The sequence below is a fragment of the Paramicrobacterium chengjingii genome (assembly GCF_011751765.2).
GTDB lineage: Bacteria > Actinomycetota > Actinomycetes > Actinomycetales > Microbacteriaceae > Paramicrobacterium > Paramicrobacterium chengjingii.
Genome location: NZ_CP061169.1, coordinates 1,697,714 through 1,724,121, shown reverse-complemented (window position 1 = coordinate 1,724,121; position 26,408 = coordinate 1,697,714). Strand labels below are relative to the sequence as shown.

Annotated in this window: 25 protein-coding genes; 22 read left to right on the top strand and 3 right to left on the bottom strand. The window is 60.4% G+C overall.

Features of this window, described 5'->3' with window-relative positions:
- The first annotated feature begins 108 nt into the window (after positions 1-108).
- The 12 genes from thrS to HCR76_RS08360 all read left to right on the top strand — a co-directional run bounded on the left by thrS (position 109) and on the right by HCR76_RS08360 (position 12,725).
- The gene (thrS, locus tag HCR76_RS08415; protein WP_434063579.1) at positions 109-2,079 is read left to right on the top strand and encodes a threonine--tRNA ligase; all 1,971 of its coding nucleotides are present in this window, start codon (positions 109-111) and stop codon (positions 2,077-2,079) included.
- Positions 2,076-2,657: an HIT family protein gene (locus HCR76_RS08410; protein ID WP_166989955.1), complete on the top strand. Its 582-nt coding sequence runs from the start codon at positions 2,076-2,078 to the stop codon at positions 2,655-2,657. Before thrS ends, HCR76_RS08410 begins: the two co-directional genes overlap by 4 nt.
- The gene (pdxS, locus tag HCR76_RS08405) at positions 2,650-3,552 is read left to right on the top strand and encodes a pyridoxal 5'-phosphate synthase lyase subunit PdxS (protein WP_166989953.1); all 903 of its coding nucleotides are present in this window, start codon (positions 2,650-2,652) and stop codon (positions 3,550-3,552) included. Before HCR76_RS08410 ends, pdxS begins: the two co-directional genes overlap by 8 nt.
- Positions 3,542-4,141, top strand: coding sequence for a pyridoxal 5'-phosphate synthase glutaminase subunit PdxT (pdxT, locus tag HCR76_RS08400; RefSeq protein ID WP_166989951.1), 600 nt, complete (start codon positions 3,542-3,544; stop codon positions 4,139-4,141). Before pdxS ends, pdxT begins: the two co-directional genes overlap by 11 nt.
- 69 nt (positions 4,142-4,210) lie before the next feature.
- Positions 4,211-4,972: a YebC/PmpR family DNA-binding transcriptional regulator gene (locus HCR76_RS08395; RefSeq protein WP_166989949.1), complete on the top strand. Its 762-nt coding sequence runs from the start codon at positions 4,211-4,213 to the stop codon at positions 4,970-4,972.
- A gap of 3 nt (positions 4,973-4,975) precedes the next feature.
- Complete coding sequence (gene ruvC, locus HCR76_RS08390; protein ID WP_166989947.1) at positions 4,976-5,554, top strand: crossover junction endodeoxyribonuclease RuvC; 579 nt, start codon at positions 4,976-4,978, stop codon at positions 5,552-5,554.
- A gap of 35 nt (positions 5,555-5,589) precedes the next feature.
- Positions 5,590-6,207, top strand: a complete 618-nt coding sequence (ruvA, locus tag HCR76_RS08385; RefSeq protein ID WP_166989945.1) for a Holliday junction branch migration protein RuvA — start codon at positions 5,590-5,592, stop codon at positions 6,205-6,207.
- Positions 6,204-7,229 (top strand): Holliday junction branch migration DNA helicase RuvB, encoded by a 1,026-nt coding sequence (gene ruvB, locus HCR76_RS08380; RefSeq protein ID WP_166989943.1) that lies wholly within the window; start codon positions 6,204-6,206, stop codon positions 7,227-7,229. Before ruvA ends, ruvB begins: the two co-directional genes overlap by 4 nt.
- A 66-nt stretch (positions 7,230-7,295) precedes the next feature.
- Positions 7,296-7,667, top strand: a complete 372-nt coding sequence (gene yajC / locus HCR76_RS08375; protein ID WP_166989941.1) for a preprotein translocase subunit YajC — start codon at positions 7,296-7,298, stop codon at positions 7,665-7,667.
- A 48-nt stretch (positions 7,668-7,715) separates the two neighbouring features.
- Positions 7,716-9,434 (top strand): protein translocase subunit SecD, encoded by a 1,719-nt coding sequence (gene secD / locus HCR76_RS08370; RefSeq protein WP_166989938.1) that lies wholly within the window; start codon positions 7,716-7,718, stop codon positions 9,432-9,434.
- Positions 9,434-10,435, top strand: a complete 1,002-nt coding sequence (secF, locus tag HCR76_RS08365) for a protein translocase subunit SecF (protein WP_166989936.1) — start codon at positions 9,434-9,436, stop codon at positions 10,433-10,435. The genes secD and secF overlap by 1 nt, the downstream gene beginning before the upstream one ends.
- A gap of 46 nt (positions 10,436-10,481) precedes the next feature.
- Positions 10,482-12,725: a RelA/SpoT family protein gene (locus HCR76_RS08360; RefSeq protein ID WP_166989934.1), complete on the top strand. Its 2,244-nt coding sequence runs from the start codon at positions 10,482-10,484 to the stop codon at positions 12,723-12,725.
- A 3-nt stretch (positions 12,726-12,728) separates the two neighbouring features.
- Here the strand turns inward: HCR76_RS08360 and HCR76_RS08355 are convergent, their stop codons facing one another.
- From HCR76_RS08355 to HCR76_RS08345, 3 genes are all read right to left on the bottom strand, one after another.
- Positions 12,729-13,304, bottom strand: coding sequence for a hypothetical protein (locus HCR76_RS08355; RefSeq protein ID WP_166989932.1), 576 nt, complete (start codon positions 13,302-13,304; stop codon positions 12,729-12,731).
- A gap of 87 nt (positions 13,305-13,391) precedes the next feature.
- Entirely contained in the window at positions 13,392-14,621 is a 1,230-nt protein-coding gene (locus tag HCR76_RS08350; RefSeq protein WP_198248165.1) for a DUF349 domain-containing protein, read from the bottom strand.
- Between the two features lie 93 nt (positions 14,622-14,714).
- Complete coding sequence (locus tag HCR76_RS08345) at positions 14,715-15,494, bottom strand: peptidylprolyl isomerase (protein ID WP_166989930.1); 780 nt, start codon at positions 15,492-15,494, stop codon at positions 14,715-14,717.
- Between the two features lie 153 nt (positions 15,495-15,647).
- Here HCR76_RS08345 and HCR76_RS08340 point away from each other — a divergent pair, with 153 nt between their 5' ends.
- The 10 genes from HCR76_RS08340 to aroB all read left to right on the top strand — a co-directional run bounded on the left by HCR76_RS08340 (position 15,648) and on the right by aroB (position 26,396).
- Positions 15,648-16,979: a replication-associated recombination protein A gene (locus HCR76_RS08340; protein ID WP_166989928.1), complete on the top strand. Its 1,332-nt coding sequence runs from the start codon at positions 15,648-15,650 to the stop codon at positions 16,977-16,979.
- A gap of 176 nt (positions 16,980-17,155) precedes the next feature.
- Entirely contained in the window at positions 17,156-17,779 is a 624-nt protein-coding gene (rpsD, locus tag HCR76_RS08335; RefSeq protein ID WP_166989926.1) for a 30S ribosomal protein S4, read from the top strand.
- Between the two features lie 124 nt (positions 17,780-17,903).
- Positions 17,904-18,137 (top strand): hypothetical protein, encoded by a 234-nt coding sequence (locus HCR76_RS08330; protein ID WP_098409339.1) that lies wholly within the window; start codon positions 17,904-17,906, stop codon positions 18,135-18,137.
- 34 nt (positions 18,138-18,171) lie between these two features.
- The gene (gene alaS, locus HCR76_RS08325; RefSeq protein WP_166989924.1) at positions 18,172-20,829 is read left to right on the top strand and encodes an alanine--tRNA ligase; all 2,658 of its coding nucleotides are present in this window, start codon (positions 18,172-18,174) and stop codon (positions 20,827-20,829) included.
- A gap of 2 nt (positions 20,830-20,831) precedes the next feature.
- A complete protein-coding gene (gene ruvX / locus HCR76_RS08320) occupies positions 20,832-21,311 on the top strand; it encodes a Holliday junction resolvase RuvX (RefSeq protein ID WP_166989923.1) in 480 nt (159 codons plus the stop codon).
- Between the two features lie 6 nt (positions 21,312-21,317).
- Complete coding sequence (gene mltG, locus HCR76_RS08315) at positions 21,318-22,691, top strand: endolytic transglycosylase MltG (protein WP_166989921.1); 1,374 nt, start codon at positions 21,318-21,320, stop codon at positions 22,689-22,691.
- The gene (locus HCR76_RS08310; RefSeq protein WP_235934056.1) at positions 22,691-23,536 is read left to right on the top strand and encodes a shikimate dehydrogenase; all 846 of its coding nucleotides are present in this window, start codon (positions 22,691-22,693) and stop codon (positions 23,534-23,536) included. The genes mltG and HCR76_RS08310 overlap by 1 nt, the downstream gene beginning before the upstream one ends.
- A gap of 56 nt (positions 23,537-23,592) precedes the next feature.
- Positions 23,593-24,801, top strand: a complete 1,209-nt coding sequence (gene aroC, locus HCR76_RS08305) for a chorismate synthase (RefSeq protein ID WP_166989917.1) — start codon at positions 23,593-23,595, stop codon at positions 24,799-24,801.
- 4 nt (positions 24,802-24,805) lie between these two features.
- Positions 24,806-25,303, top strand: a complete 498-nt coding sequence (locus tag HCR76_RS08300; protein ID WP_235934054.1) for a shikimate kinase — start codon at positions 24,806-24,808, stop codon at positions 25,301-25,303.
- Positions 25,304-25,319: 16 nt separating this feature from the next.
- Entirely contained in the window at positions 25,320-26,396 is a 1,077-nt protein-coding gene (aroB, locus tag HCR76_RS08295; RefSeq protein ID WP_166989915.1) for a 3-dehydroquinate synthase, read from the top strand.
- Positions 26,397-26,408 lie beyond the last annotated feature (12 nt).

The following is a 26,408-nucleotide window of genomic DNA, read 5'->3' as shown; positions in this document are numbered from 1 at the left end:
ACCCTTCGGCCTCCGGCCGAGGGGTTTTCTGCTGCGACGTCCCGGTGCGTGGCTCAGGACGGCTAAAGTTGTCAGGGTCAGTGATAGCGAGCCAAGGAGTGAGTACCGGTGTCAGACGGTTTCGACCTGTTTCCCGACCGTTCCGTCGTCGCCATGCGCGTCAACGGCGAGCTCAAGGATCTCGCGACGACGGTGACGGACACAGACGACGTCGAGCCGATTGACATTACCTCTGCAGACGGCCTGAGCATCCTTCGTCACTCGGCGGCGCACGTGCTCGCGCAAGCGGTGCAGCAGGTCAATCCTGAGGCAAAACTCGGGATCGGCCCGCCGATCACCGATGGGTTCTACTACGACTTCGACGTCACAGACCCTTTTACTCCCGACGACCTCAAAGCTCTGCAGAAGGCAATGGAGCGCATCGTCAAACAGGGGCAGCGCTTTGAACGGCGCGTCGTCACAGAAGACAGCGCACGTGCGGAGCTCGCAGCTGAGCCATACAAGCTTGAACTCATCGGCCTCAAAGGTGCTGGCGGGTCAGCAGGAGACGAGAACGAGAATGTTGAGGTCGGCGGCGCCGAGCTCACAATCTACGACAACGTCGACCCGAAAACAGGGGAGACGGTGTGGAAAGACCTGTGCCGCGGGCCTCATCTTCCCTCGACACGCCTGATCGGCAACGGCTTCTCCCTCATGCGCGTTGCCGCTGCCTATTGGCGCGGCTCCGAGAAGAACCCGCAGCTGCAGCGCATCTATGGCACCGCGTGGCCCACAAAAGATGAGCTTCGGGCATACAAGACCCGGCTAGAAGAAGCCGCCAAGCGGGACCACCGCCGATTGGGGGCGGAACTCGATCTGTTCAGCTTCCCCGACGAGATCGGCTCCGGGCTTGCCGTCTTCCACCCGAAGGGTGGAATCGTTCGGGCAGAGATCGAAGACTATATGCGCAAGCGACTTGTCGAGAATGATTATGAGCTCGTCAACACGCCGCATATCACCAAGGGCCACTTGTACGAGATCAGTCAGCATCTGAACTGGTATCGAGACGGCATGTTTCCGCCGATGCACCTGGATGAGGTCACCGATGCCGACGGCGCTGTGGTCAAGCAGGGACAGGACTATTACCTCAAGCCGATGAACTGCCCGATGCACAACCTCATCTATCGGGCACGGGGCCGCAGCTATCGAGAACTGCCATTGCGTCTCGCCGAGTTCGGCACCGTCTACCGCTACGAGAAGAGCGGGACGCTCTCGGGACTGACACGCGTTCGAGGCCTCACTCAAGACGATGCGCACATCTATGTGACGGAAGACCAAATTAAGCCAGAGGTCGCCAGACAGCTTGAGTTCGTGCTCGAGACGCTGCGCGGGTACGGGCTCGACGATTTCTACCTCGAGCTGTCGACACGCGACCCCGAAAAATCAGTGGGAACCGACGACGCGTGGAATGACGCGACTGAAACACTTCGACAGGTCGCTCTTGACTCGGGTCTTGAGCTTGTTGACGATCCGGGCGGTGCCGCATTCTACGGGCCGAAGATCTCGGTTCAGGCTCGAGACGCCATCGGTCGAACCTGGCAGCTTTCCACAGTGCAGCTTGATTTCAACCAGCCCGAGCTCTTCGAGCTCGAATACACGGCTGCCGATGGAACTCGCAAGCAGCCAGCCATGATTCATCGTGCACTGCTCGGCTCGATCGAGAGATTCTTTGCGATCCTTCTCGAGCACTACGCTGGCGCATTCCCCGTGTGGCTTTCACCCGTGCAGGTCGTTGGAATACCCGTTGCCGAGGAGTTCGGGCCGTATCTCGATGACATCGCTGCGCGCCTGAAGAAGCAGGGGGTTCGCGTTGAGATCGATCATTCAGACGATCGCATGCAGAAGAAGATCCGCACCCACACGAAGCACAGGGTTCCGTTCATGCTGATCGCTGGTGAGGAAGATCGCTCGCACGGCAATGTGAGCTTCCGATTCCGAGACGGATCGCAACTCAACGGCATGCCAATTGACGACGCAGTATCCAAGATCGTCGCGAGCATCAGATCCCACGAGCACGTGACGACGGCGTGGTCGGCATGACGGAACATCAGGATGTTCAGGCAGAATCTGCCGAACAGTTTCACCTGGCGGGCGTCCCCGACGAGTTTCAACGCCTGTGGACGCCGCACCGCATGGTGTACATCCGCCAGGGCGAGCCAGAGACCGACGATTGCCCGTTTTGCCGCGCTCCACGAATGGACGACACGGACTCGCTGATCGTTGCACGAGGTCGCCACGCGTTCGTCATCTGCAATCTTTTCCCTTACAACTCCGGTCACCTCCTTGTGTGCCCGTACCGTCATATATCGACGTACGATTTGGCAACTCCTGAGGAAGTTGCTGAAATCGGGGAACTGACACAGGTTGCGATGCGCGTCATTCGTTCAGTCTCCGGCAACGACGGTTTCAATCTCGGGATGAACCAGGGCGCGGTGGCCGGAGCCGGCATATCTGCGCACCTGCATCAGCACATCGTGCCGCGCTGGGCGCAAGACGCCAATTTTCTACCCATCATTGCCAAGACCAAGGCGCTTCCACAACTCCTCGGCGAGGTTCGCGAAACGCTTGCAGAGGCCTGGCCGAAGCCCGAACACATGGAGAATGAGCATCATGACTGAGAGCAATTCACAGAACGCAACTGGCACAGGCCGCGTCAAGCGCGGGCTCGCGGAAATGCTGAAGGGCGGCGTCATCATGGATGTCGTCACACCTGAGCAGGCACGAATCGCGGAGGACGCAGGAGCCGTCGCGGTCATGGCCCTCGAGCGCGTACCCGCAGATATTCGCTCGCAGGGTGGTGTCGCCCGCATGAGCGACCCCGATCTCATTGATGCTATCGTCGCCGAAGTCTCGATTCCCGTGATGGCCAAGGCTCGAATCGGCCACTTTGTCGAGGCTCAGATTCTCGAAGCGCTCGATGTCGACTACATCGACGAGTCCGAGGTTCTCAGCCCAGCCGACTACGTGAATCACATCGACAAATGGAAGTTCACCGTTCCCTTCGTGTGCGGGGCGACGAACCTCGGCGAGGCACTTCGTCGCATCAACGAGGGTGCGGCGATGATCCGTTCCAAGGGTGAAGCGGGAACGGGCGATGTCTCAGAGGCCACGAAACACATCCGTAAAATCACCTCCGAGGTTCGTGCGTTGACCGCTCTGTCGAAGGATGAGCTTTTCGTCGCGGCGAAAGAACTCCAGGCACCGTACGCTCTCGTCGAGGAAATTGCCGAGACGGGCAAACTCCCCGTCGTGCTTTTCACAGCGGGCGGCGTCGCCACACCGGCAGACGCCGCGATGATGATGCAGCTCGGAGCCGATGGAGTGTTCGTGGGGTCGGGAATCTTCAAGTCAGGTAACCCTGAGCAACGCGCAGCGGCGATCGTCAAGGCGACGACGTTCTACGATGATCCCACTGTGGTCGCGAACGTCTCACGCGGGCTCGGAGAGGCCATGGTCGGTATCAACGTGAGCGATCTTGCCGCTCCTCACCGCTTGTCTGAGCGTGGCTGGTAGGGCACGAGTCGGAGTTCTCGCCCTTCAGGGCGACGTGCGTGAGCACACATCGGTGTTGAGCGAGCTCGACGTCGAGGTGACGAGCGTGCGGACTGTCGGTGACCTCTCAGCGGTCGACGGGCTCGTTCTTCCGGGCGGGGAATCAAGTGTCATCGACAAGTTGAGCCGAATGTTCGGTGTCGCAGATCCGATCCGCCAGGCGATTGACTCCGGGCTCCCTGTCTTCGGTACGTGCGCGGGCCTCATTATGCTCGCCGAACGGCTCGTGGACGGAATCGCGGGCCAGCAGACATTTGGGGGCCTCGATGTCACTGTGCAGAGAAACGCATTCGGCTCTCAGACTGACTCCTTCGAGACCGATCTCGACATTCCAGAGCTGGGAGCGCCGCCAGTGCACGCGGTTTTCATCAGAGGGCCGGTCGTCACTCAGACTGGCCCGCACGTCCGTGTGCTGAGCGAGATCGACAACCGCCGCATTGTCGCAGTCGAAGAACGCAACATCATTGCGACGTCGTTTCACCCCGAGGTAACCGGCGAGCGACGCTTTCACGAACGTTTCATCGAACGCGTGCGCAGCCAGGCCAGCTGACGGCTCTACGGGTCAACCACCGACCTACCGTAGAATGGCCGTACTTTACAAGACGCAGTGAGGGAGCACATGTCAGGGCACTCCAAGTGGGCGACAACGAAGCACAAGAAAGCGATCATCGATCAGCGGCGTGCCAAATCGTTCGCAAAGCTCATCAAGAACATTGAGGTTGCCGCCAAGATCGGTGGGCCGGACCTCGCGGGAAACCCCACCTTGCAAGACGCCATTCAAAAGGCGAAGAAGACCTCCGTCCCCAACGACAACATCGATCGCGCCGTTAAGCGCGGTGCCGGCCTCACGGGCGAGTCCATTGAGTACACGACGATCATGTACGAGGGTTACGGACCGAACGGCGTCGCATTTCTCGTCGAATGTCTGACGGACAACAAGAACCGGGCCGCAGCGGATGTCCGGACGCTGATGACTCGCAATGGCGGAACGATGGCGGATCCGGGAAGCGTGTCTTATAACTTCAGCCGCAAGGGCCTCATCGTCGTACCCCAGGAGGAGACGACGGAAGATGACGTGCTCGCCGCCGTACTCGATGCTGGCGCAGAAGAGGTTCAGGCTGAGGACGACACCTTCGAGATCATCACGGAAGCAACCGACCTTGTCCCTGCTCGCACGGCATTGCAAGAGGCCGGCATCGATTACAACTCGGCAGATGTCGCGTTCGTGCCACATCTCAAAGTGGAGATCGACGCTGACACCGCTCGCAAAGTATTCAAGCTCATCGATGCTCTCGACGACTCCGACGATGTGCAGAACATCTACAGCAATTTCGACATCAGCCCCGACGTACGAGCACAGCTCGAAGACGACGAAGACTGACGAGTGGCGCTTCGCGTGCTGGGCATCGACCCCGGGCTCACCCGCTGTGGAATCGGAGTCATCGATGTTGCGCCGAATCGCGAAGCCACACTCGTCTATTACGGGGTGATCAGAAGCTCCTCCGACGCCGAAGTCGAATCGCGACTTCTCTCGATCTCCGAAGGCATCGACGCCGCTCTGGATCAGTACGTCCCTCAGGCGGTCGCCGTCGAGCGAGTATTCGCGCAGCACAACCTACGCACCGTTATGGGAACGGCTCAGGCAAGTGGGATCGCCCTCGCCGCCGCTGCGAAACGCGGCCTCCGGGTCGGACACCACACGCCATCCGAGGTGAAGGCTGCCATTACAGGCTATGGGTCTGCCGACAAAAAGCAGGTGGCGACTATGGTGACGCGCATTCTGCGGTTGGCCGCGCCGCCGACGCCAGCAGATGCGGCGGATGCTCTTGCACTCGCGCTCTGCCACGCCTGGCGAATCGGAAGCTCAGTCACTCCAACGGGAATGGCAGCGGAGACACCGGCGCAACGTGCGTGGTTGGACGCCGAGCGCGTATCGCGGCGGGGGAGACCGCCGCGAGCCTGAACCGCACTGTCGGACTCACCGCCTAGGCTGAGAACGTGATTTCTTCGGTACGCGGAACTGTTCTGTCTGCACGCGGTGGGAACGTCATCATCGAGGTAGGTGGAGTCGGTCTCGCTGTTCAGGTGACGCCAGAACACGAGCTGGCTCTGCGCACCGGTGAGACGGCGTTCATCCACACGAGCCTGATCGTTCGCGAAGATGCCCTGAGCCTCTTTGGTTTTGAGACAAGCGAGCAGCTCGAAATTTTCGAGTTGCTGCTTCGCGTCAATGGGGTCGGTCCCAAATCAGCGCTGGGCGTACTCTCGGCTCTCGGGCCAGGACAAGTTGCGACTGCTGTCGAGAGCGAAGACGACAAGGCGTTCCGCGCAGTGAGCGGCATTGGTCCTAAAACGGCAAAGTTGATCATCCTCTCACTCGCTGGCAAAGTCACATCGCTCGCGTACACGACCGATACCGTCGCTCCAAAGCAGGGAAATGGGGCAGACGTCGTTGTGGCGCTCACAGGGCTTGGCTGGTCTGAACGTGACGCTGAGTCCGCGCTGAGCTCACTTCTCTCTGCTCAGCCCGACCTCGCTTCTGCCCCCGTACAGACCCTCCTGCGATTGGCGCTTGCGCAACTCGGCCCCTCGACGTCGAAAGGAGGTCAGCGGTGAGTGATCAGGAGTTGACGTCGTCAGAGGTGCTCTCCGAGGCTGAACTCGCCTTCGAAGGAGCACTTCGACCCGCTAGTCTGGCTGAATTCGTCGGGCAGCCCAAGGTGCGCGGGCAACTCGAGCTTCTTCTCAAAGCTGCTGGTTTGCAAAACCGCACGCCGGATCACATACTGCTTGCCGGCCCGCCGGGACTGGGCAAGACAACACTAGCCATGATCGTCGCTCACGAGTCCGGTCGTCCACTTCGAACGTCCAGCGGTCCGGCGATTCAGCATGCAGGAGATCTCGCTGCCGTTCTTTCCAGTCTTGTTCCCGGTGAAGTTCTCTTCATCGATGAAATTCACCGCATGGCCCGCTCCGCAGAGGAAATGCTCTACCTCGCGATGGAAGATTTCAGAATCGACATCATGGTCGGCAAAGGCGCTGGTGCCACGTCCGTTCCTCTCGATCTGGCACCGTTCACTCTCGTAGGGGCAACGACTCGCTCAGGACTTCTCCCTAACCCTCTCCGCGATCGATTCGGGTTCACTGCCCATCTCGAGTTCTACGATGATGACGATCTCGCGAAAGTAATCGAGCGTGCGGCGCCGATGCTTGACTTCCAACTCGACAAGGAAGGAATTGCCGAGATCTCCGGCCGTTGCCGAGGCACCCCCCGAATCGCGAATAGACTTCTTCGTCGCGTGCGAGACTACGCGCTCGTTCACAAGACTTCAGGCGACGTTGACGCCGTCCGAGCGGCGCTGCGTCTCTACGATGTTGATGCGCTCGGCCTCGACCGTCTTGACCGCGCGGTTATGAGCACCATCCTCACCCGGTTTGGCGGCGGCCCGGTCGGCCTGAGTACGCTCGCCGTTTCCGTCGGCGAGGAGGGTGAGACCATCGAGAGCGTCGTCGAGCCGTTCCTTGTGAGAATCGGCCTGATCACGCGCACACCACGCGGGCGTATGGCCACGGAACTCGCATACAAGCACTTCGGCATAGCCACTGCTCAGGAGTCACTACCGCTCGATACCCTATAATCGACTCTGGCCCACCGGCCGTCCCCACAATCAGCGGTGAAGCACCGCGGAAAGCCGTGTAACTGTATGGACCCGTTAACAATTGCCATGTTGGCAATCCTTGCCGTTTTGATCTTCTTCATGTTCCGAAACAGCCAGAAGCGTAAGCGCGATCAGCAGGAGTTGCAGTCCAAGGTCGCTCCGGGTGCCGAGGTGATGACGAACTTCGGACTGTTCGGAACCATCCTGTCCATCGATGAAGATGACAACAAAGTAGAGCTGCAGACTGGTGCTGACGTCGTTTTGACCGTTCACCGACAGACCATCACGCGAGTCATCGACAATACAGACGACGCTGAGTCTGAGGATGTGCCCATGGACGACGCAGAAGATGAGATCGAGACTGACGACACCGATAACACTGCACCCAACGGCGACAACAAGTCTGACAACGCTTAGGCCGCTCACAGCGCCCGGAATTCCTGCAACAGAAAGCTGAGTACATAGGTGTCTCCACGCTCCACACCTACCCGAAAGGCGACCCGCTCGCTTTCGTGGCTGGGATTCCTCGTCCTTGTCCTGATCGCGGTTCTCACCGGTGGCGTTCTCTGGGGCGGAGCCAGCTTCATCCCGAAGCTCGCTCTTGACCTTGAGGGCGGGACGCAGATCATTCTCGAGGCACAGGTCTCCGATAGCTCTGACGTCTCGCAGGAGCAGCTCGACCAAGCGGTTTCAATCATCCGCCAGCGTGTAAACGCCTCGGGTGTCACGGAAGCCGAAGTCACAACGGAGGGCGGTCGCAATATTGTCGTCGCTATCCCCGGTGTTGCCGATCAGGAGACACGTGACCGCGTCACATCCACGGCAAAGCTCTCGTTCCGGCCTGTACTCGTCGCAGGCGAGCCGTCGAACGAATTCGTCGGAGAAGACGGGCAGGCCACGCCGTATCCGTCTCCAGAAGCGACGGTTCCCAACGAGCCGACTGCCGCACCAACCGACGCCAGCGACAACAGTTGGATCACGCCGCGCCTGCAACAGGAGTATCAGGCGTTCGACTGCGATGCAGAGCGCGGTGAGGCAGCTGACGCACCTGACGACCAGCCCATCATCGCCTGCGAGACCGATGGCACGGTGAAGTACATTCTGGGGCCCGTTGAGGTAGAGGGTGCCAACATCAGCGATGCATCTGCCGGCATGGGACAGACGCAGACGGGTGCGACCACGGGGCAGTGGGTCGTCAACCTCGAGTTTGATGGCACAGGGACGAAGGCATTCGCCAACGTCACCTCGCGGCTTACGGGCGCTGAGTCACCGAAGAACCAGTTTGCCATCGTGCTCGACGGCGAAGTCATCTCGGCGCCACGTTCTCAAGCTGTCATCTCTGATGGAAAAGCGCAGATCAGCGGAAACTTCACAGAAGACACGTCAAAGGCTTTGGCTGACCAGCTCAAATACGGCGCGCTTCCCATCAACTTTACGGAGCTCAGCTCCAACCAGATCTCTGCGACACTCGGGTCGGCTCAGTTGGAGATCGGTATGATTACCGGTCTCATCGGACTTCTGCTCGTCGTCATTTACACGCTATTCCAATATCGACTTCTCGGGTTCGTGACGATTCTCTCGCTCGTCATTGCTGCTGCACTGACCTACTTGGTAATCGCCATTCTCGGATGGCGCGAGGGATACCGCCTGTCTCTGGCGGGTATCGCCGGTTTGATCGTCGCCATCGGTTTCACCGTCGACTCCTTCATCGTCTACTTCGAGCGAATACGCGATGAGCTTCGAGACGGTCGAGGCTTGGAGTCTGCCGTTGAAGCCGGGTGGAAACGTGCAGCGCGCACGATCTATTCGGCAAAGGGCATCAACCTTCTTGCTGCCGTCGTGCTGTATGTTCTCGCCGTGGGGAACGTGCGTGGGTTCGCATTCACACTCGGTGTAACGACACTCATTGACGTGCTCGTCGTTGTGATCTTCACTCACCCCATGCTCCAGCTGCTTGCGCAGACACGGTTCTTCTCCAGCGGTCATCCGCTTTCAGGACTCGACCCTGAAGCCCTTGGTGCTGTCTATCGAGGCCGTGCGCAGTTCCGCTCACCTGTCTCGGCGAAGCGCTCGAAGATTGCTTCCTCGAGCAAGGAAGCGCAGAAGCGCCAGACAATCGCTGAACGGAAGAAGGCGGAATTGACCTCGACCGGTTCAGCGAAGAATGACGAGAAGGATTCCTGATGGCCAGCTTCGTTCGTTTCGGAAACGACCTTTACACAGGCAAGCGCTCCGTCAACTTCGTCGGCAACCGCCGCGTGTGGTTCACGATCGCCGCGCTCCTCGTGATCGCATCTATCCTCACGCCGATTCTCAAGGGCGGTTTCAACTTCGGCATTGAGTTCACCGGCGGTTCCCAGTTCTCGATTTCGGGAGCGAAGAGCACCGAGCAGCAACTCGCAACGGATGCTGTCGCCGGCGTCGTACCCGACGCCGTCACACGCGTTGTGATTGTGGGCGACGACGGAGTTCGAGTTCAGACGGACCAGCTGACGGCGGATGAGACACACACAATCACGCAGACGCTGGCGGAGGCCTATGGGGTTGACGCGTCTGACGTGAACACCAACTTCATTGGGGCGACATGGGGCAGTGACGTGACGAAGATGTCGTTGACAGCACTTGTGATCTTTCTCGTTCTGTCATTCATCATCATGGCTCTGTATTTCAGAACCTGGAAAATGTCGGCGGCAGCAATCTTCACACTGGCTGATGTGCTTGTGATCACGCTCGGCGTCTACGCAGCATCAGGGTTCGAGGTCACGCCCGCAGCGGTAATCGGGTTTCTGACGATTCTGGGATATTCGCTCTATGACACCGTTGTCGTCTTTGACAAGATTCGAGAGAATACGCATGAAGATGGCGAGGATTCCCCTCGAACGTTCTCTGAATCGGTGAACCTCGCAGTGAACCAGACTCTTGTGCGTTCGATTAACACCTCGGTGGTCGCCGCTCTGCCGGTAGCCGCGATTCTCATCATCGGTGATTTCCTCTTAGGCGCAGAGACCCTCCGGGATATCTCGCTTTCGCTTTTCGTTGGAATCATCGTCGCCACGTATTCGACGATTTTCGTCGGAGCTCCGCTCTACGCGCTGTTCCGCCAAAACGAGCCAGAGATCAAGAAGCGGGATGCACGCGTGCTCGCAGCGCGCGAGCGGGCGTCGAAGGCCGAGCCGGTCAAATAGCACGCGGCTGGGCAGTATCCTTGAAAGTTCAAGGGGGTGATCCGCGATGACAGAATCCACGTCGACGCAATCCGCTTCTCTGCGGAGGCTCGTGCCACGCATTTTTTCCCGAGCCCAGCCTGTCGGCGCTGTCGATCGACTCATCCGCACTGTCCGCATGCACCAGCCGAAGGCGGACGTCTCCGTCATCGAACGTGCATACACCGTCGCAGAAAAGGCACACCGAGAGCAGAAGAGGCGAAGTGGCGAGCCGTACATCACGCACCCGGTGGCGGTCGCCCAGATTCTCGCCGATCTCGGAATCGGTTCGAAAACGATCGCCGCTGCGCTGCTGCACGACACTGTAGAAGATACGGAATACACGCTCGATGAGCTGAGAGCCGATTTCGGCGACGAGATCGCCATGCTCGTCGATGGCGTCACGAAACTCGACAAAGTCAAGTACGGCGAGGCCGCCCAGGCCGAGACCGTTCGCAAGATGATCGTTGCAATGTCGAAAGACATTCGTGTGCTGATCATCAAGCTCGCAGATCGTCTGCATAATGCGCGAACCTGGGGCTTCATGCCTCCGGAGAAGGCAGCAAAGAAGGCGACGGAGACTCTCGAGATCTACGCTCCTCTCGCGCACCGGCTCGGTATCCAGGCCATCAAATGGGAACTTGAAGACCTCTCATTCGCCGTGCTCCAGCCTAAGATCTATGCCGAGATCGAGAGCCTTGTCAAGCAACGGACTCCTCAGCGCGAGCACTTCATTCAAATGGTCATCGATGCGATCAATGACGATCTCAAGGCCCAGAAGATTCGCGGCAAGGTCGTTGGCCGGCCGAAGCAGTATTACTCGATTTACCAGAAGATGATCGTGCGGGGTCGCGATTTCGATGACATCTACGACCTCGTCGGAATCCGCGTGCTCGTCAACTCCGTGCGCGACTGCTATGCGGTGCTCGGCGCGATCCACGCCCGTTGGACGCCGATTCCCGGGCGGTTCAAAGACTACATCGCCACTCCCAAGTTCAATCTGTATCAGTCACTGCACACGACAGTCATCGGCCCCGAGGGAAAGTCTGTCGAGATTCAGATTCGCACGCACGAAATGCATCAGCATGCAGAATATGGTGTTGCCGCTCATTGGAAATACAAGGAACGGATGAATGGTGGGAAGGCGTCGGGTCCGTCGTCCGACACTGATCTCGCCTGGCTCGCCCACATTTCTGATTGGCAGGCTGAGACGGCTGATCCGAGCGAGTTTCTCGATTCTCTGCGTTTCGAGATCGGTGCCAAGGAAGTGTATGTGTTTACGCCGAAGGGCCGCGTGATCGGGCTTCCTTCGGGCGCTACACCCGTCGACTTCGCCTATGCGGTGCACACGGAGGTCGGGCACCGCACCATGGGCGCCCGCGTCAATGGACGTCTCGTTCCGTTGGAAACCGCCTTGGGGAGCGGAGACGTGGTTGAGGTCTTTACCTCGAAGAACCCCGATTCGGGTCCCAGCCAGGATTGGCTCGGGTTCGTCAAGAGTCCCCGCGCGCGGAGCAAGATTCGACAGTGGTTCACCAAGGAGCGCAGAGACGAAGCGATCGAACAAGGTAAGGATGCCATTGCGCGCGCTTTCCGAAAGCAAAACCTTCCGCTGCAGCAGCTGGACTCGCTTAACGAAGTAGTCTCGCAACTCCACTACAACGACGTCTCGGCGTTGTACGCCGCCGTCGGTGAGGGCCACGTGTCCACGCAATCGGTGCTTGAGAAGGTCGCCGCAATTGTCCAGGGTGACGCGGAGTCTGAGCACACGGTCGTCGACATGCCGGTGCGCGGACGCCCCCGAAGTCGCGCTGCGAACAGCGAATCGGGAGTTCTCGTTCGGGGCGCACCCGATATTCTCGTCAAGCTTGCAAAATGCTGCACTCCGGTTCCAGGGGATGAGATCGTCGGCTTCATCACCCGCGGCTCCGGGGTCTCGGTGCATCGTTCTGACTGTCACAATGTTCAATCACTTGAGCAGGAGCCTGAACGCATGATCGATGTCGAGTGGGCGCCGACATCGAAAGGATTGTTCCTCGTGAACATCCAAGTGGAAGCACTCGATCGGGCTGCGTTGCTCTCCGATATTACGCAGGTGCTCAGCGAACATCACGTGAATATTCTTTCGGCTACGGTGACGACGTCGAACGCACGACTGGCCATCAGTCGGTTTGTTTTCGAGATGGGTGACACCACTCATCTCGAACGCGTGCTGAACGCTGTACGACGTGTAGACGCCGTGTACGACGTCTATCGGGTCAACGGAGGCTGACCGCTACAGACACGACGTACCGCGCCGTGTAGCTTCCGCCACGACTGCGTCGAGAAATTCAAGTCCGGCAGCTTTCCTCGGTCTGCGACGTGCTGCGGCGAGATCACCAGCGTGTGCGCGGACTGTTGCCGCGTCTCCACCGCTCAGAGCGAGCACAAGCTCGCTGTCATGAATCGTGCGCAGTGAGTCGACAGCAATGTCGCTGATTGAGCGAGCTCGAGTTGTCACGTAGGGAGTGAACGGAGCAAGCTGAATGAGATCAGACTCGTCGAGCGCAATCTCGCGATAACGAGTGCCTGTTCTCCATGCCCCCAGTGGGCGTGCTCGCGAACAGACTTCGACGGGCCCGATCACCCGGGTGCCAGCACCGTGCACCCAGGCGGCCGTTCGTCCCACAATGACGTCGTGCGGCTGCACAACGGAGGAGAGGGCGAGAACTCTCAACTCTGGGCGGTCGGGTTCATCAACAGGGCAGAAGCCATCATGGATGCCCCAGAGCACTCCATCGAGGCGCGCGGCGCTCAACACGGCAAGCGGCAGATCCGTGGAGCGCAAAACCGGGGGAATTAAACGGGACATGCCCCCATCGTTGCCGACGGGAGCATCTCCGCAGCGAGCTCACCAATCACTGTGGAGAACGTCGAACAGGCATTCACCTGTGGACGGTCAGCCGATCGCGTTAAGCCACTGCCGCTGAGTGCGCAACGCTTCGTTTGCCTCGTCGATGCGCTTTCGGTCGCCCTTCGTCTCGGCATCCGCGAGCTCAGACTCCAACTTCGCGATGGAGTCGTGAAGCTGGGAAGCCAATCCCTCGGTACGAGCCTTCGTCTCTGGATTGTTCTTTCGCCAGTGCTCGTCGTCGAGCTTTCGCACAGACTGCTCGACGCGACGCAGCCGATCTTCCACGGTCTTTACCTTGTCGCGAGGAACCCGACCGATCTCTTCCCAACGACGCTGAACGCTGAGCAGCTGAGACTTCGCCTTGTCGAGGTCTTTCTCTGAGAGCAGCGGCTCGGCTTCCTCGAGCAGCTCGAGCTTCTTCTCGTAGTTCTCCCGATACTCGGCATCGTCACGCGCGTCAACCGCAGCCTTGGCCGCATAAATCTCATCGCCGGCCGCCTTGAACCGAGCCCAGAGTGCATCGTCCTGCTTCTTACCGGCTCGACCTGCACGTTTCCAGTCGTCAAGCAATCTCCGATACCCCGGTACTCCGTCGATTCCGCGCGGCACAAGCGCCTGGGCCTGCTCGATCAGCTCCTGTTTGCGCGCCTTCACATCGCGGTGCTGCGCATCGAGATCCGCAAAAAATGCGCGGCGTTCCTGTTCGATCGTGCTGCGAGCTGTGCGGAATCTCTTCCACAGCGCATTTGCCTGTGCCTTCGGCAGGCGAGGGCCATCCTGCTGGTGCGACTGCCATTGGGCGAAAAGGTCGTTCACCTGCCCGGTCATCTGCTTCCACTGAACACGTGAAGGGTCGATCGCGGCGAGAGCCTCGATCTCGGTGACGATGGTCTCGCGCTGGGCGATGGCATCTTTCTGAGCTTCTTCCGCCTGTGCCTGCTGCTGTTCGTTCAGCTCGTCGACCGTCGTATCGAGTGCGGCGACCCGCGAGCGCAGCGATTCGATATCGCCAACGGCGCTTGGCTCCCGCAAGTTCTCTGTCAGGTTTTCTACGGCCTTGGCGATGTCTTTCGCTGGAGCTCCGCGCTTTGCTCGTTGTTCGAGCAAGTTCACCTGACCGGCAAGATCGGTGAACTTGCGCTCAAAATACGCGAGTGCTTCGTCTGGCGTTCCGTCGGGAAACTGACCGACTTCACGCCACTCGTCGCCTTCGCGGACGAACACCGTTCCAGTCTCGTCTGCGCGACCCCACGGTTGTTCTTGTGTCTCTGCCACGTGCCTCTACCTACTTGTGATCCTGACCGCGCTCACGGTCGTGCGGGACTGAGTTCTCAGCCTATTATGCGGGTTGGCCAACAGGGGCGGTCTCTACTTAACCGTTATGCCGTTGATGACAGTGTCGACGGCGGGCGGACCGTCGGCCGATCCGTCCCCAGTGCCCTCGTCGACAACAGCCTTCTTCAGTTCGTCGAGTCCGCTGGTGATCGAGCCGAGCACAGTGTAGCCACCAGCCTCGTCAGAGGGGATGGTGGTGTCCTCGTAGACGATGAAGAACTGACTCCCCATGCTGTCGCCGTTGTTGCCCTGTCGGGCCATTGCAATCGTACCGGCGGGGTAGAAGTCATCTTTCGGAGCATTCTCGATCGGCCCCCATGAGTATCCTGGTCCACCGCTGCCGTCGCCGTTAGGGTCACCGCACTGCAGCACACCGAATCCTTCGGTGGTGGTCAATCGGTGGCAGCTGAGTCCCTTATAGAACCCTTCCTGGCTCAGGTAGACGAGGTTCGACACCCCCATCGGAGCGGCAGCGCCGTCAAGAGTGATTCCCAGAGGAATGTCGTTGATCGTCATCTGGCCCGTCCACTCGCGGTCTTCGGCGAGTGACGCATCCGGTTTCGAATACTGCGAGGCGGATGCTGTCGGCGACGGCGTGGCGCCCGCCTCGGGATTGCCTGGACCCTCCGAGAAGTAGAAGACTTGCGCGAAGCTCGCGCCGACGGCCACAAGCACCACGAGGATTCCCGCGATCCAGTTGTCGCGAATGCGACGCTTACGGCGGTGATCGTGCACGCTCTGCCGTGCTTGGAAGGCTCGGAGTCGGTTGCGCTCGAGCCGCGCCTTCTTCTCGTCGTATTTGCTAGGGGCCACAGATTCCTCCAACGTGATGGCCGAAGCCTGGGTGTGCGATAGGGAGCCGCGTGTGAAACCGCGACGTTACCCAGAAGAACTTTACGCCGGGAGCGGTCGCGCGGTGCACAGCCTACCGTCTCGGCTGTCAGGTGCAGCCGATAACCTGTCGGCATGGCGAACACCGGCACGGCGTATCAGCAGTCGAACGTACCGCTTGCCGTGCGCATGCGCCCGCGTAGCCTCGACGAGGTTGCAGGCCAGAAGCACCTGCTCACGCCCGGTTCTCCGCTCGTGGCGCTCGCGGGCGACTCCGGGGGGACGACGGGCTCTGTTTCGCTTATTCTCTGGGGACCTCCCGGAACAGGGAAGACGACGATCGCCCAATCCATCGCCAATTCGTCTGGCCGGCGGTTCGTTGAACTCTCGGCCGTCACAGCGGGCGTGAAAGATGTTCGACGGGTCATGGAGGAGGCACTGAACAGTAGAGACCTCTATGGCTTGTCAACCGTGCTCTTTCTCGATGAGATTCACCGCTTCACGAAGGCGCAGCAGGATGCACTTCTCCCCGGCGTCGAGAACGGCTGGGTGATCCTCGTTGCCGCAACGACGGAGAATCCGTCATTCTCGGTAATCTCTCCGCTTCTCTCCCGTTCTCTGCTGCTCACACTTCAGCAGCTCAGCGACGATGATCTGGGTGAGCTCGTCGACCGCGCGGTTCACGATGAACGAGGGCTTGGTGACCGGGTAGCTCTCAACGACGAGGCTCGAGACGCAATCATCCGACTCGCGTCAGGCGATGCTCGCCGCGCCCTCACCGCTCTAGAGGCAGCGGCCGTCTCGGCGTCTGCCGAATCGGATTCACCTGTGATCACGCCCGAGGTCGTTGCTCAGGCCGTGGATCGTGCCCTGCTGCGTTACGACAAGAACGGTGATGAGCATTACGACGTCATCAGCGCATTCATCAAGTCGATCAGAGGTTCAGACCCGGATGCCGCGTTGCATTACCTCGCGCGAATGATCGAGGCGGGTGAAGACCCACGCTTCATTGCCCGGCGCATCGTGATCTCCGCGTCGGAAGACGTCGGCATGGCAGACCCGCAGGCACTGCAGGTCGCTGTCTCAGCAGCGCATGCTGTGCAGTTCATCGGTATGCCAGAGGGGCGCATCCCACTGGCCGAAGCCGTTGTCTATCTCGCGACGGCAGCAAAATCGAATTCTGCGAATGTCGGAATTGACGAGGCGATCGCTGACGTCAGAAACGGTCGCATCGGCCGCGTCCCTCTTCACTTGCGTGACGCTCATTACCCTGGTGCCAAGCGCCTCGGACATGGCAAAGGCTACGTGTACCCCCATGATTCAGAGCTCGGAGTCGCGTCGCAGCAATATCTTCCAGATGAGCTCGCCGATCGGCAGTACTATCGCCCAACGCAGCACGGCAACGAAAGAGATGTGTCCTCGCGGCTCACGAAGCTTCTGCGCATCATCCGGGGAACGCGTTCCTGATCCCGCGTGCTAAGATATCCTTTGGCCTAAAGCTGGTGAGTGCGTGCGGCTGCGTCCTCACCTGACTTGACGGATTGCGTTCTGTAGCCGAGCGTCCCTGGTCAATCCCTCTGCCCTGCCGCACGCTCGCGCGTGCTCGCAAAGCACTGTTAGAGAATTCATATTGAAAGGACACCGTGTCAAACACGTCCCGTTCCAAAACGCGCCTCTCGCGCGCACTCGGCGTCGCCCTGACTCCGAAGGCCGCCCGCTACATGGAGAAGCGCCCCTACGCTCCCGGTGAGCACGGCCGCACCAAGCGCAAGGCCGACTCCGACTATGCGGTTCGCCTTCGCGAGAAGCAGCGCCTCCGCGCACAGTACGGCATTCGCGAAAAGCAGCTGAAGATCGCATTCGAAGAGGCTCGTCGCCGCCAGGGCCTGACGGGTGAGAACCTCGTTGAGATCCTCGAGACGCGCCTTGACGCCCTCGTTCTTCGTGCCGGCCTCGCTCGCAGCACCGCCCAGGCCCGCCAGATGGTTGTGCACCGTCACATCCTTGTCGACGGCCAGCTCGTCGACCGCCCGTCCTTCCGGGTCAAGGAAGGTCAGCTCATCCACGTCAAGACCCGCAGCGAGGGAAGCGACCTCTTTCAGGTCGCGGCCGCCGGTGGCCACGCAGAGGTTCTGCCGAAGGTTCCGGGTTACCTCGAGGTCGAGCTCGACAAGCTGCAGGCACGCCTCGTGCGCTCTCCAAAGCGCGCCGAGATTCCCGTGACCTGTGAAGTCCAGCTCGTCGTTGAGTACTACGCAGCTCGCTGACATCAGCACGACAGGAGGGTCACGGTTCGCCGTGGCCCTCCTGTGTTTTCGCACACGCCGTGTGCTCACGTGCAACGGGTAGGATAATCCCGGACTTCCCAGCACATTCGACGAGGAGATGAAGATGAAGAACCTGCTGTTGCTTCTCGTGGGCGTCGCGACCGGATTCGTCGTGGCCCACAAGGTCAATCAGACGCAAGGCGGCCGCGAGTTCTTCGCCGACGTCGATGCAAAAATGCGTGAGTTCACTGACACCGTCGCCGAAGCGTACCGTGAGCGCGAGGCTGAGCTACGCGAGACGATCGATTCACTCGTCGAAGATGCCGAAGCGGCGATCGACGACCTCAACAAACGGTGAACACGATTTTCATCATTCACGAACGAACGGACACATGAAGACTTCCGAGATTCGTCAGCGCTGGCTTGATTACTTTGGGGAGCGAGGACACACGGTCGTGCCGAGTGCCTCGCTCGTGAGCGAGGACCCGACCGTGATGTTCACGATCGCCGGCATGGTTCCGTTCATCCCCTACCTCACAGGATTGATTCCCGCCCCGTACCCTCGGGCGACGAGCGTGCAGAAGTGCATCAGAACGAACGACATCGAAGAGGTGGGCAAGACACCGCGTCATGGAACGTTCTTCCAGATGACCGGAAACTTCTCCTTTGGCGACTATTTCAAAGAAGGCGCCATTGGGTACGCATGGGAGCTTCTCACGTCGGCAGAGTCCAGTGGCGGGTATGGCTTTGACGAGAAGGATCTCTGGGTCACCGTCTACAAAGACGATGACGAGGCCATTGCCTTGTGGAAACGCATTGCCGGGCTGCCAGACGAGCGCATTCAACGCCTCGACAAAGACACGAACTACTGGTCGACGGGGCATCCAGGGCCTGCCGGTCCGAGTTCGGAGATCTTCTTCGATCGCGGCCCCGCCTACGGCGCGGACGGAGGGCCAGCAACAGATGATGATCGCTACGTCGAGATCTGGAATCTCGTGTTCATGCAGTACGCGATCGAGAACGTCACGAGCAAGACGAATTTCGATATCGTCGGTGAACTGCCCTCGAAGAACATCGACACCGGGCTAGGGCTCGAGCGAGTTGCGTTCTTGAAGCAAGGCGTCGAGAACATGTACGAGATCGACCAAGTTCGCCCTGTTCTCGACCGGGCCTCGGAGCTATCTGGACGCCGCTATGGTGCAGTCCACGATGATGACGTGCGCATGCGCGTGATCGCGGATCACGTTCGCTCCTCCCTCATGCTCATGAGCGACGGCGTCACACCGTCGAATGAAGGTCGCGGGTACATTCTGCGCCGACTGTTGCGACGCAGTGTGCGAGCCATGCGACTTCTTGGAGTCGACGGGCCCAGTTTCCCCGAGCTGTTCACCGTCTCACGCGACGCGATGAGCGCATCTTACCCGGAAGTCTCCCAGAACTTCGATCGTATCTCGCAAGCTGCATACGGCGAGGAAGACACGTTCCTGCATACGTTGGAAAGCGGCACGTCAATTCTCGACCTCGCCGTTGATTCATCGAAAAAGGCAGGTAAGGACGTTCTCGCGGGTGACACCGCGTTCCTGCTGCACGACACTTACGGATTCCCCATCGATCTCACGCTTGAGATCGCCGATGAGGCGGGGCTCACTGTCGACCGCGACGCGTTTGACTCTCTGATGTCGCAGCAGAAGCAGCGCGCGAAAGCCGATGCGAAGAGCAAAAAGTCGCACGTCGCCGATCTCAGCGTATACAGTGCTTTCCGCGCCCATGGCGAAACGCAGTTTCTGGGGTATACCGAGATGACTGCCGAATCACGCGTGCTCGGACTCATCGTCGACGGCGTGTCGGTGACAAGCGCCTCACAGGGCCAGACGGCTGAGGTCATTCTTGCTGAGACAACGCTCTACGCCGAGTCCGGCGGTCAGGATGCCGACAAAGGAACGATAGTCGGAAACGGCTATGAGCTCGAGGTACTCGACGTGCAGAAGCCCGTGAAGGGCCTGATCAGCCACACTGTGAAAGTGAAGCGCGGTGTCGTGTCAGTTGACGCAGGAGCGACAACCGTTGTTGACGCCGGTTACCGTCGCGGCGCACGGCAGGCTCACTCAGGCACGCACGTGATTCACGCCGCACTTCGACAGATTCTCGGTCCGAACGCTCACCAGTCGGGTTCATACAACAAGGCCGGCTACCTTCGTCTCGACTTCTCGTGGAACCAGGCGCTCTCGCGCGAGACGCTGACAGAGATTGAAGAGATCTCCAACAATGCGATTCGAGACAATCTCGAAGTCGTCACACGCGAGCTGCCCCTCGATGAGGCAAAATCGCTGGGGGCGATGGCGCTGTTCGGCGAGAAGTACGGCGATGTCGTGCGAGTCGTCGATATCGGGGGCCCGTGGTCTCGGGAGCTTTGCGCGGGAACGCACGTATCAACGAGTGCGGAGATCGGCATGATCAACCTCGTGAACGAGTCATCAGTCGGGTCGACGAATCGACGTGTCGAATCTCTCGTCGGTCTCGAAGCGTTCGACGATCTCACGGCGGAGCGGGCCATCGTTCGCGAGCTCACGTCCTCGTTGAAAACCCCACGAGAACAGTTGCCCTCGCGCATCAGCGATCTTGTCACAAGCCTCAAACAGGCAGAGAAGAAGATCAAGGAGTATGAGTCCCGTGCTCAAGCTCAACGGGTTCCTGAGCTTCTCGCCAGCGCACAGACCGTCGGCTCGATACGCGTCGTTGCAGAGGCTCTGAACGACGTGGCCACCGCTGACGACGTGCGCACGCTCGTCACGACGACGCGCGATCGTCTCGGATCCGAGCCGTCTGTCGTCGCACTCGCCGCGAACGTCAAGGGGCGCCCGGTCATCATCGTCGCAACAAACCAGGCCGCGCGCAGCGCTGGCGTGCATGCCGGGCAGATCATTCGGACGGCTGCGGGCGTGCTCGGCGGAGGAGGCGGCGGAAAAGACGACATCGCCCAGGGCGGAGGGCAAGACGTCACAGCCATCCCGGCTGCCCTCGCGAGCGTCGTCGACGCGGTGAAGGCCTGAGAGTGGGCGAATTTCGCACGGGAGTGCGACTGGGCGTCGACGTAGGCAAAGCCCGCATTGGTGTTGCCCGATGCGATCCCCTCGGAACGCTCGCCACCCCTGTGGAGACCGTTGCGCGTGACGCAGCGGGTTCCGCAGATGTTCTTCGGATCGTCGCAATCGCGAATGAGCAGAATGCCATCGAGATTGTTGTCGGGCTTCCGCTGTCGCTGTCCGGATCAAACACTGCGTCGACGGATGATGCCGTCGCATTCGCGCAACGACTGGCCGGTGCGGCGGGTCGTCCGGTTCGACTCGTTGACGAGCGGCTGTCAACAGTCACTGCTCATTCAGCACTGCGAGACACCGGCCGCTCCCAGAAGCGTTCCCGTAAGATCATTGATCAAGTTGCGGCTGTGATCATTCTGCAACATGCTATCGACACCGAGAAGTCGACGTCAGAGCCACCCGGAACCTGGGTGGAGACAACACCGGAATCGTGAGTACGAATGCCCAGTGAGCCCACCCCAGGCGAGGATCCCCTTCGCCATCTGTTCGAGGAACCGACGGACGAGCCGGTTGCCGGAGGCCGACAGCTGTCTCGCAAAGAGCGACGGAAGCGCCGGAGCGCGGAACAGGATGATGCCGGTACGCCTAATCAGCCGGGCGATGACGACACGTCACCCAGTGACGACTCCTCGTCACCGACCGCGACGGATCCCATTACATCCAGCTTCGACCTTCTCGTTTCACCGTCGGCAGCTGACGACCGCGCGGCACGGCGTCGCCGTGCCCAAACATCGCTGAAGAAGCCCAAGAAGCGCTCCAACATCATTCTCTGGACGGTGCTTCCCATCGTTGTCATCGCCGCCATCGTGGCCAGCGGCGTCTATGTGTGGAATACCTTCGAGCCGCAGATTCGCAGTGTGATGGGCTGGGAAGAACCAACCGACTACGAGGGCGGTGGGCAAGGCGAGGTGCTCGTCGTCATCGCCGAAGGCGACACCGGCTCTGACATCGCAGCGACGCTGGCGGAATCGGGCGTCACGAAAACGGCGAAGGCGTTCTATCAGCTGCTACTCACGCAGGATCCCGAGCCGACGTTCCAACCGGGCACGTATTCGCTCAAAAAGAAGATGAGTGCCCGTGCGGCACTCACTGCGCTGCTTGACGAAGACAATAAGGTTGAACGCACGGCGCTGATCCGCGAGGGACTCTCGGGAGAGGCGATTCTCACCCTCGTCAGCGACGCAACAGAGATCCCTCTTGACGACCTCCGCGAGGCCGCTGCGAACCCGGCCGACTTCGGAATTCCGAAAACAGCGCCTTCCATCGAAGGCTGGCTTTTCCCCGCCGTCTACCAGTTCGAGCCGGACATGAGTGCCCACGACGTTATTCAGAAACTCGTGTCTCGAACGATCACGGCGCTCGACGATGCGAATGTCGCCCCCGAGAATCGGGAGCACGTTCTGACGATCGCCTCGATTATTCAGAGGGAAGCTCGACAGCAAGACGACTTCTACAAGGTGTCCCGAGTGATCCAGAACCGCCTCGATGCCGGGATGAAACTGCAAATGGACTCGACAGCGCAATACGGCGTCGACACCGACGGCGATTCGGTCTGGTCAAGCAAGGAAGCCCTCGAGTCGGACAGTCCATGGAACACGTATAAACACAAAGGACTTCCGATCGGCCCCATTGCCAGCCCAGGGGACCTCGCCATCGACGCCGCCGTCAACCCCGTGGCAGGAGATTGGCTCTACTTCGTGACTGTCAATCTGAAAACGGGGGAGACCGTGTTCTCCACGACCAACGCAGAGCACGAGAAGGCAGTCGAGAAATTGCGCGCCTGGTGCGAGGCAAACCCCGGAAACGGATGCTGATGAGCGATCGACTTGCCGTACTCGGCTCTCCGATCGCGCATTCGCAGTCTCCCGCGCTGCATTACGCCGCCTACACGGTGCTGGGGCGTGCGTGGAGTTATGAGCGCAGAGAACTTCGCGAGCATGAGCTTTCTCGCTTTCTCGAGACGTGTGATTCATCGTGGCGCGGACTGTCGCTGACAATGCCGCTCAAGAACGCGGCGTTCGCGGCATCCGTGGTTCATGACGATGATGCCGAGCTGACCGGTGCGGTGAACACGCTTCGGCTGAACAATGGGCCGGTTGCCGGGTTCAACACGGATGTCGGTGGAATCATGCGGGCGGTGCGCGCAGCAGGCACCTCCGCGCCGCAATCCGTGATGATTCTCGGGGGAGGGGCGACAGCGACCTCTGCCGTCGTCGCCGCTGCCCGCCTCGGTGCGTCGCACGTAGAGGTTTCAGTGCGCACCCCCGAGCGTGCGAAAAGGCTCGTGCCGTTGGCCGCTTCCGTCGACGTGGACATAGAGATCATGAAGTTCAGGTCACAGCCTTCCACCCTGGATGCAGATCTAGTCATCAGCACCCTCCCCGGCGGCGTCGGGAGTCCGGAGCAATACGCGCCAGAGAGCCGTCGGCAGGCGCTTCTTCTTGACGTCGCTTATTCGCCCTGGCCGAGTGAACTGGCCCGGGCCTGGAACGCGGAGCAGGGCCGGGTGATCAATGGCCTCGCCATGCTCGCTCACCAGGCGCTGTTGCAGGTGCGCATCTTCGATTCCGGGTCACCGCACACGCCCCTTCCTGGCGAAGACCGCGTCATCGCAGCGATGCTCAAAGCCGTCAATCTTCCCGCCGATGGGATGGCGTGAGGCCATCACTCTGACACACGGTCGGCCGCACGCTGTCGCTGTGGAAAGATGGAGTCATGCTTCGTTGGCTCACGGCCGGGGAATCCCACGGCCCCGAACTCATTGCCGTGCTCGAGGGACTTCCTGCGGGGGTGCCGGTATCGATCGACGCCATTCGTGCTGACCTCGCCCGACGCAAACTCGGCTATGGCCGAGGCAGCCGCATGAAGTTTGAGCAAGATGAGCTCAATCTTTCAGGCGGAGTCGTGCAGGGCGAGTCCCTTGGGAGCCCTGTCGCGATTCGCATCGGCAATACAGAGTGGCCGAAGTGGGTCGAAGTGATGAACCCTGAGCCCACAGAACTCAGCGAAAAGTCACGAGGACGCGGAGCGCCCCTCACACGCCCTCGCCCAGGACACGCCGATCTCGTGGGCATGCAAAAGTACGGATTCGATACTGCGCGACCGATTCTCGAACGCGCCAGTGCCCGCGAGACCGCTGCTCGCGTTGCACTTGGCGCTGTCGCTAAGGCCTTCCTCGCAGAGCTCGGCGTCACACTTGTGAGTCACACGCTGTCCATCGGGCCCATCCGTGTACCGGACGACGCTCCGTTGCCGCATCCCGAGAATCTTGCTCAGCTCGATGACGATCCGCTGCGCTGCTTTCACGCCCAGACGAGCGAGCAGATGGTCGCCGAGGTCGACGATGCCCGCAAAGCCGGCGACACTCTGGGCGGCGTCGTCGAGGTGCTCGCATACAATGTCCCTCCTGGACTCGGGTCACACGTTCATTGGGATCGCCGACTCGACGGCCGACTGGCACAGGCGCTCATGGGCATTCAAGCCATCAAGGGCGTGGAGGTGGGCGACGGCTTCACCACGACAACACGACGAGGCTCGCAGGCTCACGACGAGCTCTACACAGACGACGGCACGATCCGGCGCACAAGTGACCGTGCCGGAGGAACCGAAGGTGGCATGTCGACGGGAACGGTTCTGCGCGTCCGCGCCGGGATGAAACCCATCGCAACGGTGCCGCGAGCTCTGCGCACTGTCGACGTCGTCACTGGCGACGAGGCGACCGCACACCATCAACGCTCCGACGTGTGTGCGGTGCCGGCGGCAGGAGTCGTCGCCGAGGCAATGGTCGCCCTCGTCCTCGCCGACGCCATGCTTGAGAAGTTCGGTGGAGATTCCGTCGGTGAAACGCGGCGCAACCTCGACGGTTATCTCGGGAGCATTCCCCATACGCTCCGCACCGCCGGGACCTCAGACGGTTCACTCTGACGTGTTGACGAAACAGCTACCCCTGGTATTTATCGGGCCCATGGGGTCAGGCAAAACCCGCATCGGCCGACGCGTCGCACGGGCGCTCGGTGTTCGATTTATTGACACAGACAAGGTGATCGCCGCCGAGCACGGCGCCATCACCGGCATCTTCGAGACATACGGAGAAGCACATTTCCGCGCTCTCGAACGCCAGGCCGTTGCCGACGCTCTCGGCGAGAGCGCCGTCGTTTCCCTCGGGGGAGGCGCCGTGCTCGATGCGGAGTCGCAACACCTTCTCGAGCGGCACACCGTCATCGAGCTCACCGTCGCCGCGGATGCCGTGCTCGCACGCATGAACACCTCGAAGCGACCGCTCCTCAAAGACGGGACAGATGCCTGGCAACGCATCTACGACGAGCGCCGCCCCATCTACACCCGACTCGCGACAGTGAGCTTCGACACCTCAGCTCGGCCGATTTCGCGCATTGCCGACGAGATCACTGCCTGGGCGACTCAGTGACGGAAGAAAGGACAGCATGACGGAGACCACAACGATCGATGTCGAGGGCGCCGCCCCGTACAGTGTTTCGATCGGCAGGGCCACGCGCCATGACGTCGGCGCACAGCTCAGCGCCTCGGTGGCAAAGGTGCTGATCGTGCATCCACCAACCCTCTCCAAGGCCGCGGAAGAGCTTCGTGCGGCGTTATCCGGCGAACGCCAGGTGCTTCTCGCCGAGATTCCGGATGCCGAAGCGGGCAAGCGCGTAGAGGTCGCGGCATTCTGCTGGCAGATCATGGGCCAGGCCGATTTCACCCGTACAGATGCCGTCATCGGCTTCGGCGGAGGAGCCGTAACCGATCTCGCCGGATTCGTCGCGGCGACATGGCTCCGAGGCGTTGAACTCGTGCAGATTCCGACAACAGTGCTCGGCATGGTCGACGCCGCTGTCGGGGGAAAGACCGGAATCAACACGGCCGAAGGAAAGAACCTCGTCGGCGCGTTCTATGCGCCGCGCGCGGTCGTCGCAGACCTCGACACACTCGAGCCGCTGCCACGGAACGACGTCCTTGCGGGATTCGCTGAAATTGCGAAGTGCGGCTTCATAGCCGAGCCCGAGATTCTCGACCTCATCGAAGATGATGTCGACAGCGTCACCGATCCCACAAGTGAGCAGTTCCGTCGTGTCGTCGAACTGTCGATCGGTGTCAAGGCGCGCGTTGTCGGAGAGGACTTCCGTGAGTCGGGGCTGAGAGAGATCCTCAATTACGGGCACACCCTCGGTCACGCTATCGAGCATACTGAGCGCTATCAATGGCGGCACGGAGCAGCCGTCAGCATCGGGATGATGTTCGCTGCCGAACTCTCGCGTCTTGCCGGACGGCTGTCTGATGAGGCTGTCGATCGCCATCGCAGCATCCTCGGTTCGCTTTCCCTTCCTCTGGAGTACCCGATCGGACGTTGGCAGACTCTCCTCGCCACCATGCAGCGCGACAAGAAGGCGCGCGCGGGACTGTTGCGCTTCATTGTTCTCGACGACATCGGCCGTCCGTCGGTGCTTCCGGCTCCCGACCAGTCATTGCTTTTCTCTGCTTATCAGGAAATCGGGTCCTAGGCTCTAGGCTTT

What these genes read in the sequence shown, in the direction of transcription:
- HCR76_RS08340 (WP_166989928.1), top strand. Translation starts at nt 15,648, where the DNA reads ATGGCGAACACCGGCACGGCGTATCAGCAGTCGAACGTACCGCTTGCC.
- HCR76_RS08310 (WP_235934056.1), top strand. Translation starts at nt 22,691, where the DNA reads ATGAGCGATCGACTTGCCGTACTCGGCTCTCCGATCGCGCATTCGCAG.
- pdxS (WP_166989953.1), top strand. Translation starts at nt 2,650, where the DNA reads ATGACTGAGAGCAATTCACAGAACGCAACTGGCACAGGCCGCGTCAAG.
- secF (WP_166989936.1), top strand. Translation starts at nt 9,434, where the DNA reads ATGGCCAGCTTCGTTCGTTTCGGAAACGACCTTTACACAGGCAAGCGC.
- mltG (WP_166989921.1), top strand. Translation starts at nt 21,318, where the DNA reads ATGCCCAGTGAGCCCACCCCAGGCGAGGATCCCCTTCGCCATCTGTTC.
- HCR76_RS08330 (WP_098409339.1), top strand. Translation starts at nt 17,904, where the DNA reads ATGAAGAACCTGCTGTTGCTTCTCGTGGGCGTCGCGACCGGATTCGTC.
- alaS (WP_166989924.1), top strand. Translation starts at nt 18,172, where the DNA reads ATGAAGACTTCCGAGATTCGTCAGCGCTGGCTTGATTACTTTGGGGAG.
- HCR76_RS08395 (WP_166989949.1), top strand. Translation starts at nt 4,211, where the DNA reads ATGTCAGGGCACTCCAAGTGGGCGACAACGAAGCACAAGAAAGCGATC.
- aroB (WP_166989915.1), top strand. Translation starts at nt 25,320, where the DNA reads ATGACGGAGACCACAACGATCGATGTCGAGGGCGCCGCCCCGTACAGT.
- HCR76_RS08355 (WP_166989932.1), bottom strand. Translation starts at nt 13,304, where the DNA reads ATGTCCCGTTTAATTCCCCCGGTTTTGCGCTCCACGGATCTGCCGCTT.
- yajC (WP_166989941.1), top strand. Translation starts at nt 7,296, where the DNA reads ATGGACCCGTTAACAATTGCCATGTTGGCAATCCTTGCCGTTTTGATC.
- aroC (WP_166989917.1), top strand. Translation starts at nt 23,593, where the DNA reads ATGCTTCGTTGGCTCACGGCCGGGGAATCCCACGGCCCCGAACTCATT.
- HCR76_RS08360 (WP_166989934.1), top strand. Translation starts at nt 10,482, where the DNA reads ATGACAGAATCCACGTCGACGCAATCCGCTTCTCTGCGGAGGCTCGTG.
- HCR76_RS08410 (WP_166989955.1), top strand. Translation starts at nt 2,076, where the DNA reads ATGACGGAACATCAGGATGTTCAGGCAGAATCTGCCGAACAGTTTCAC.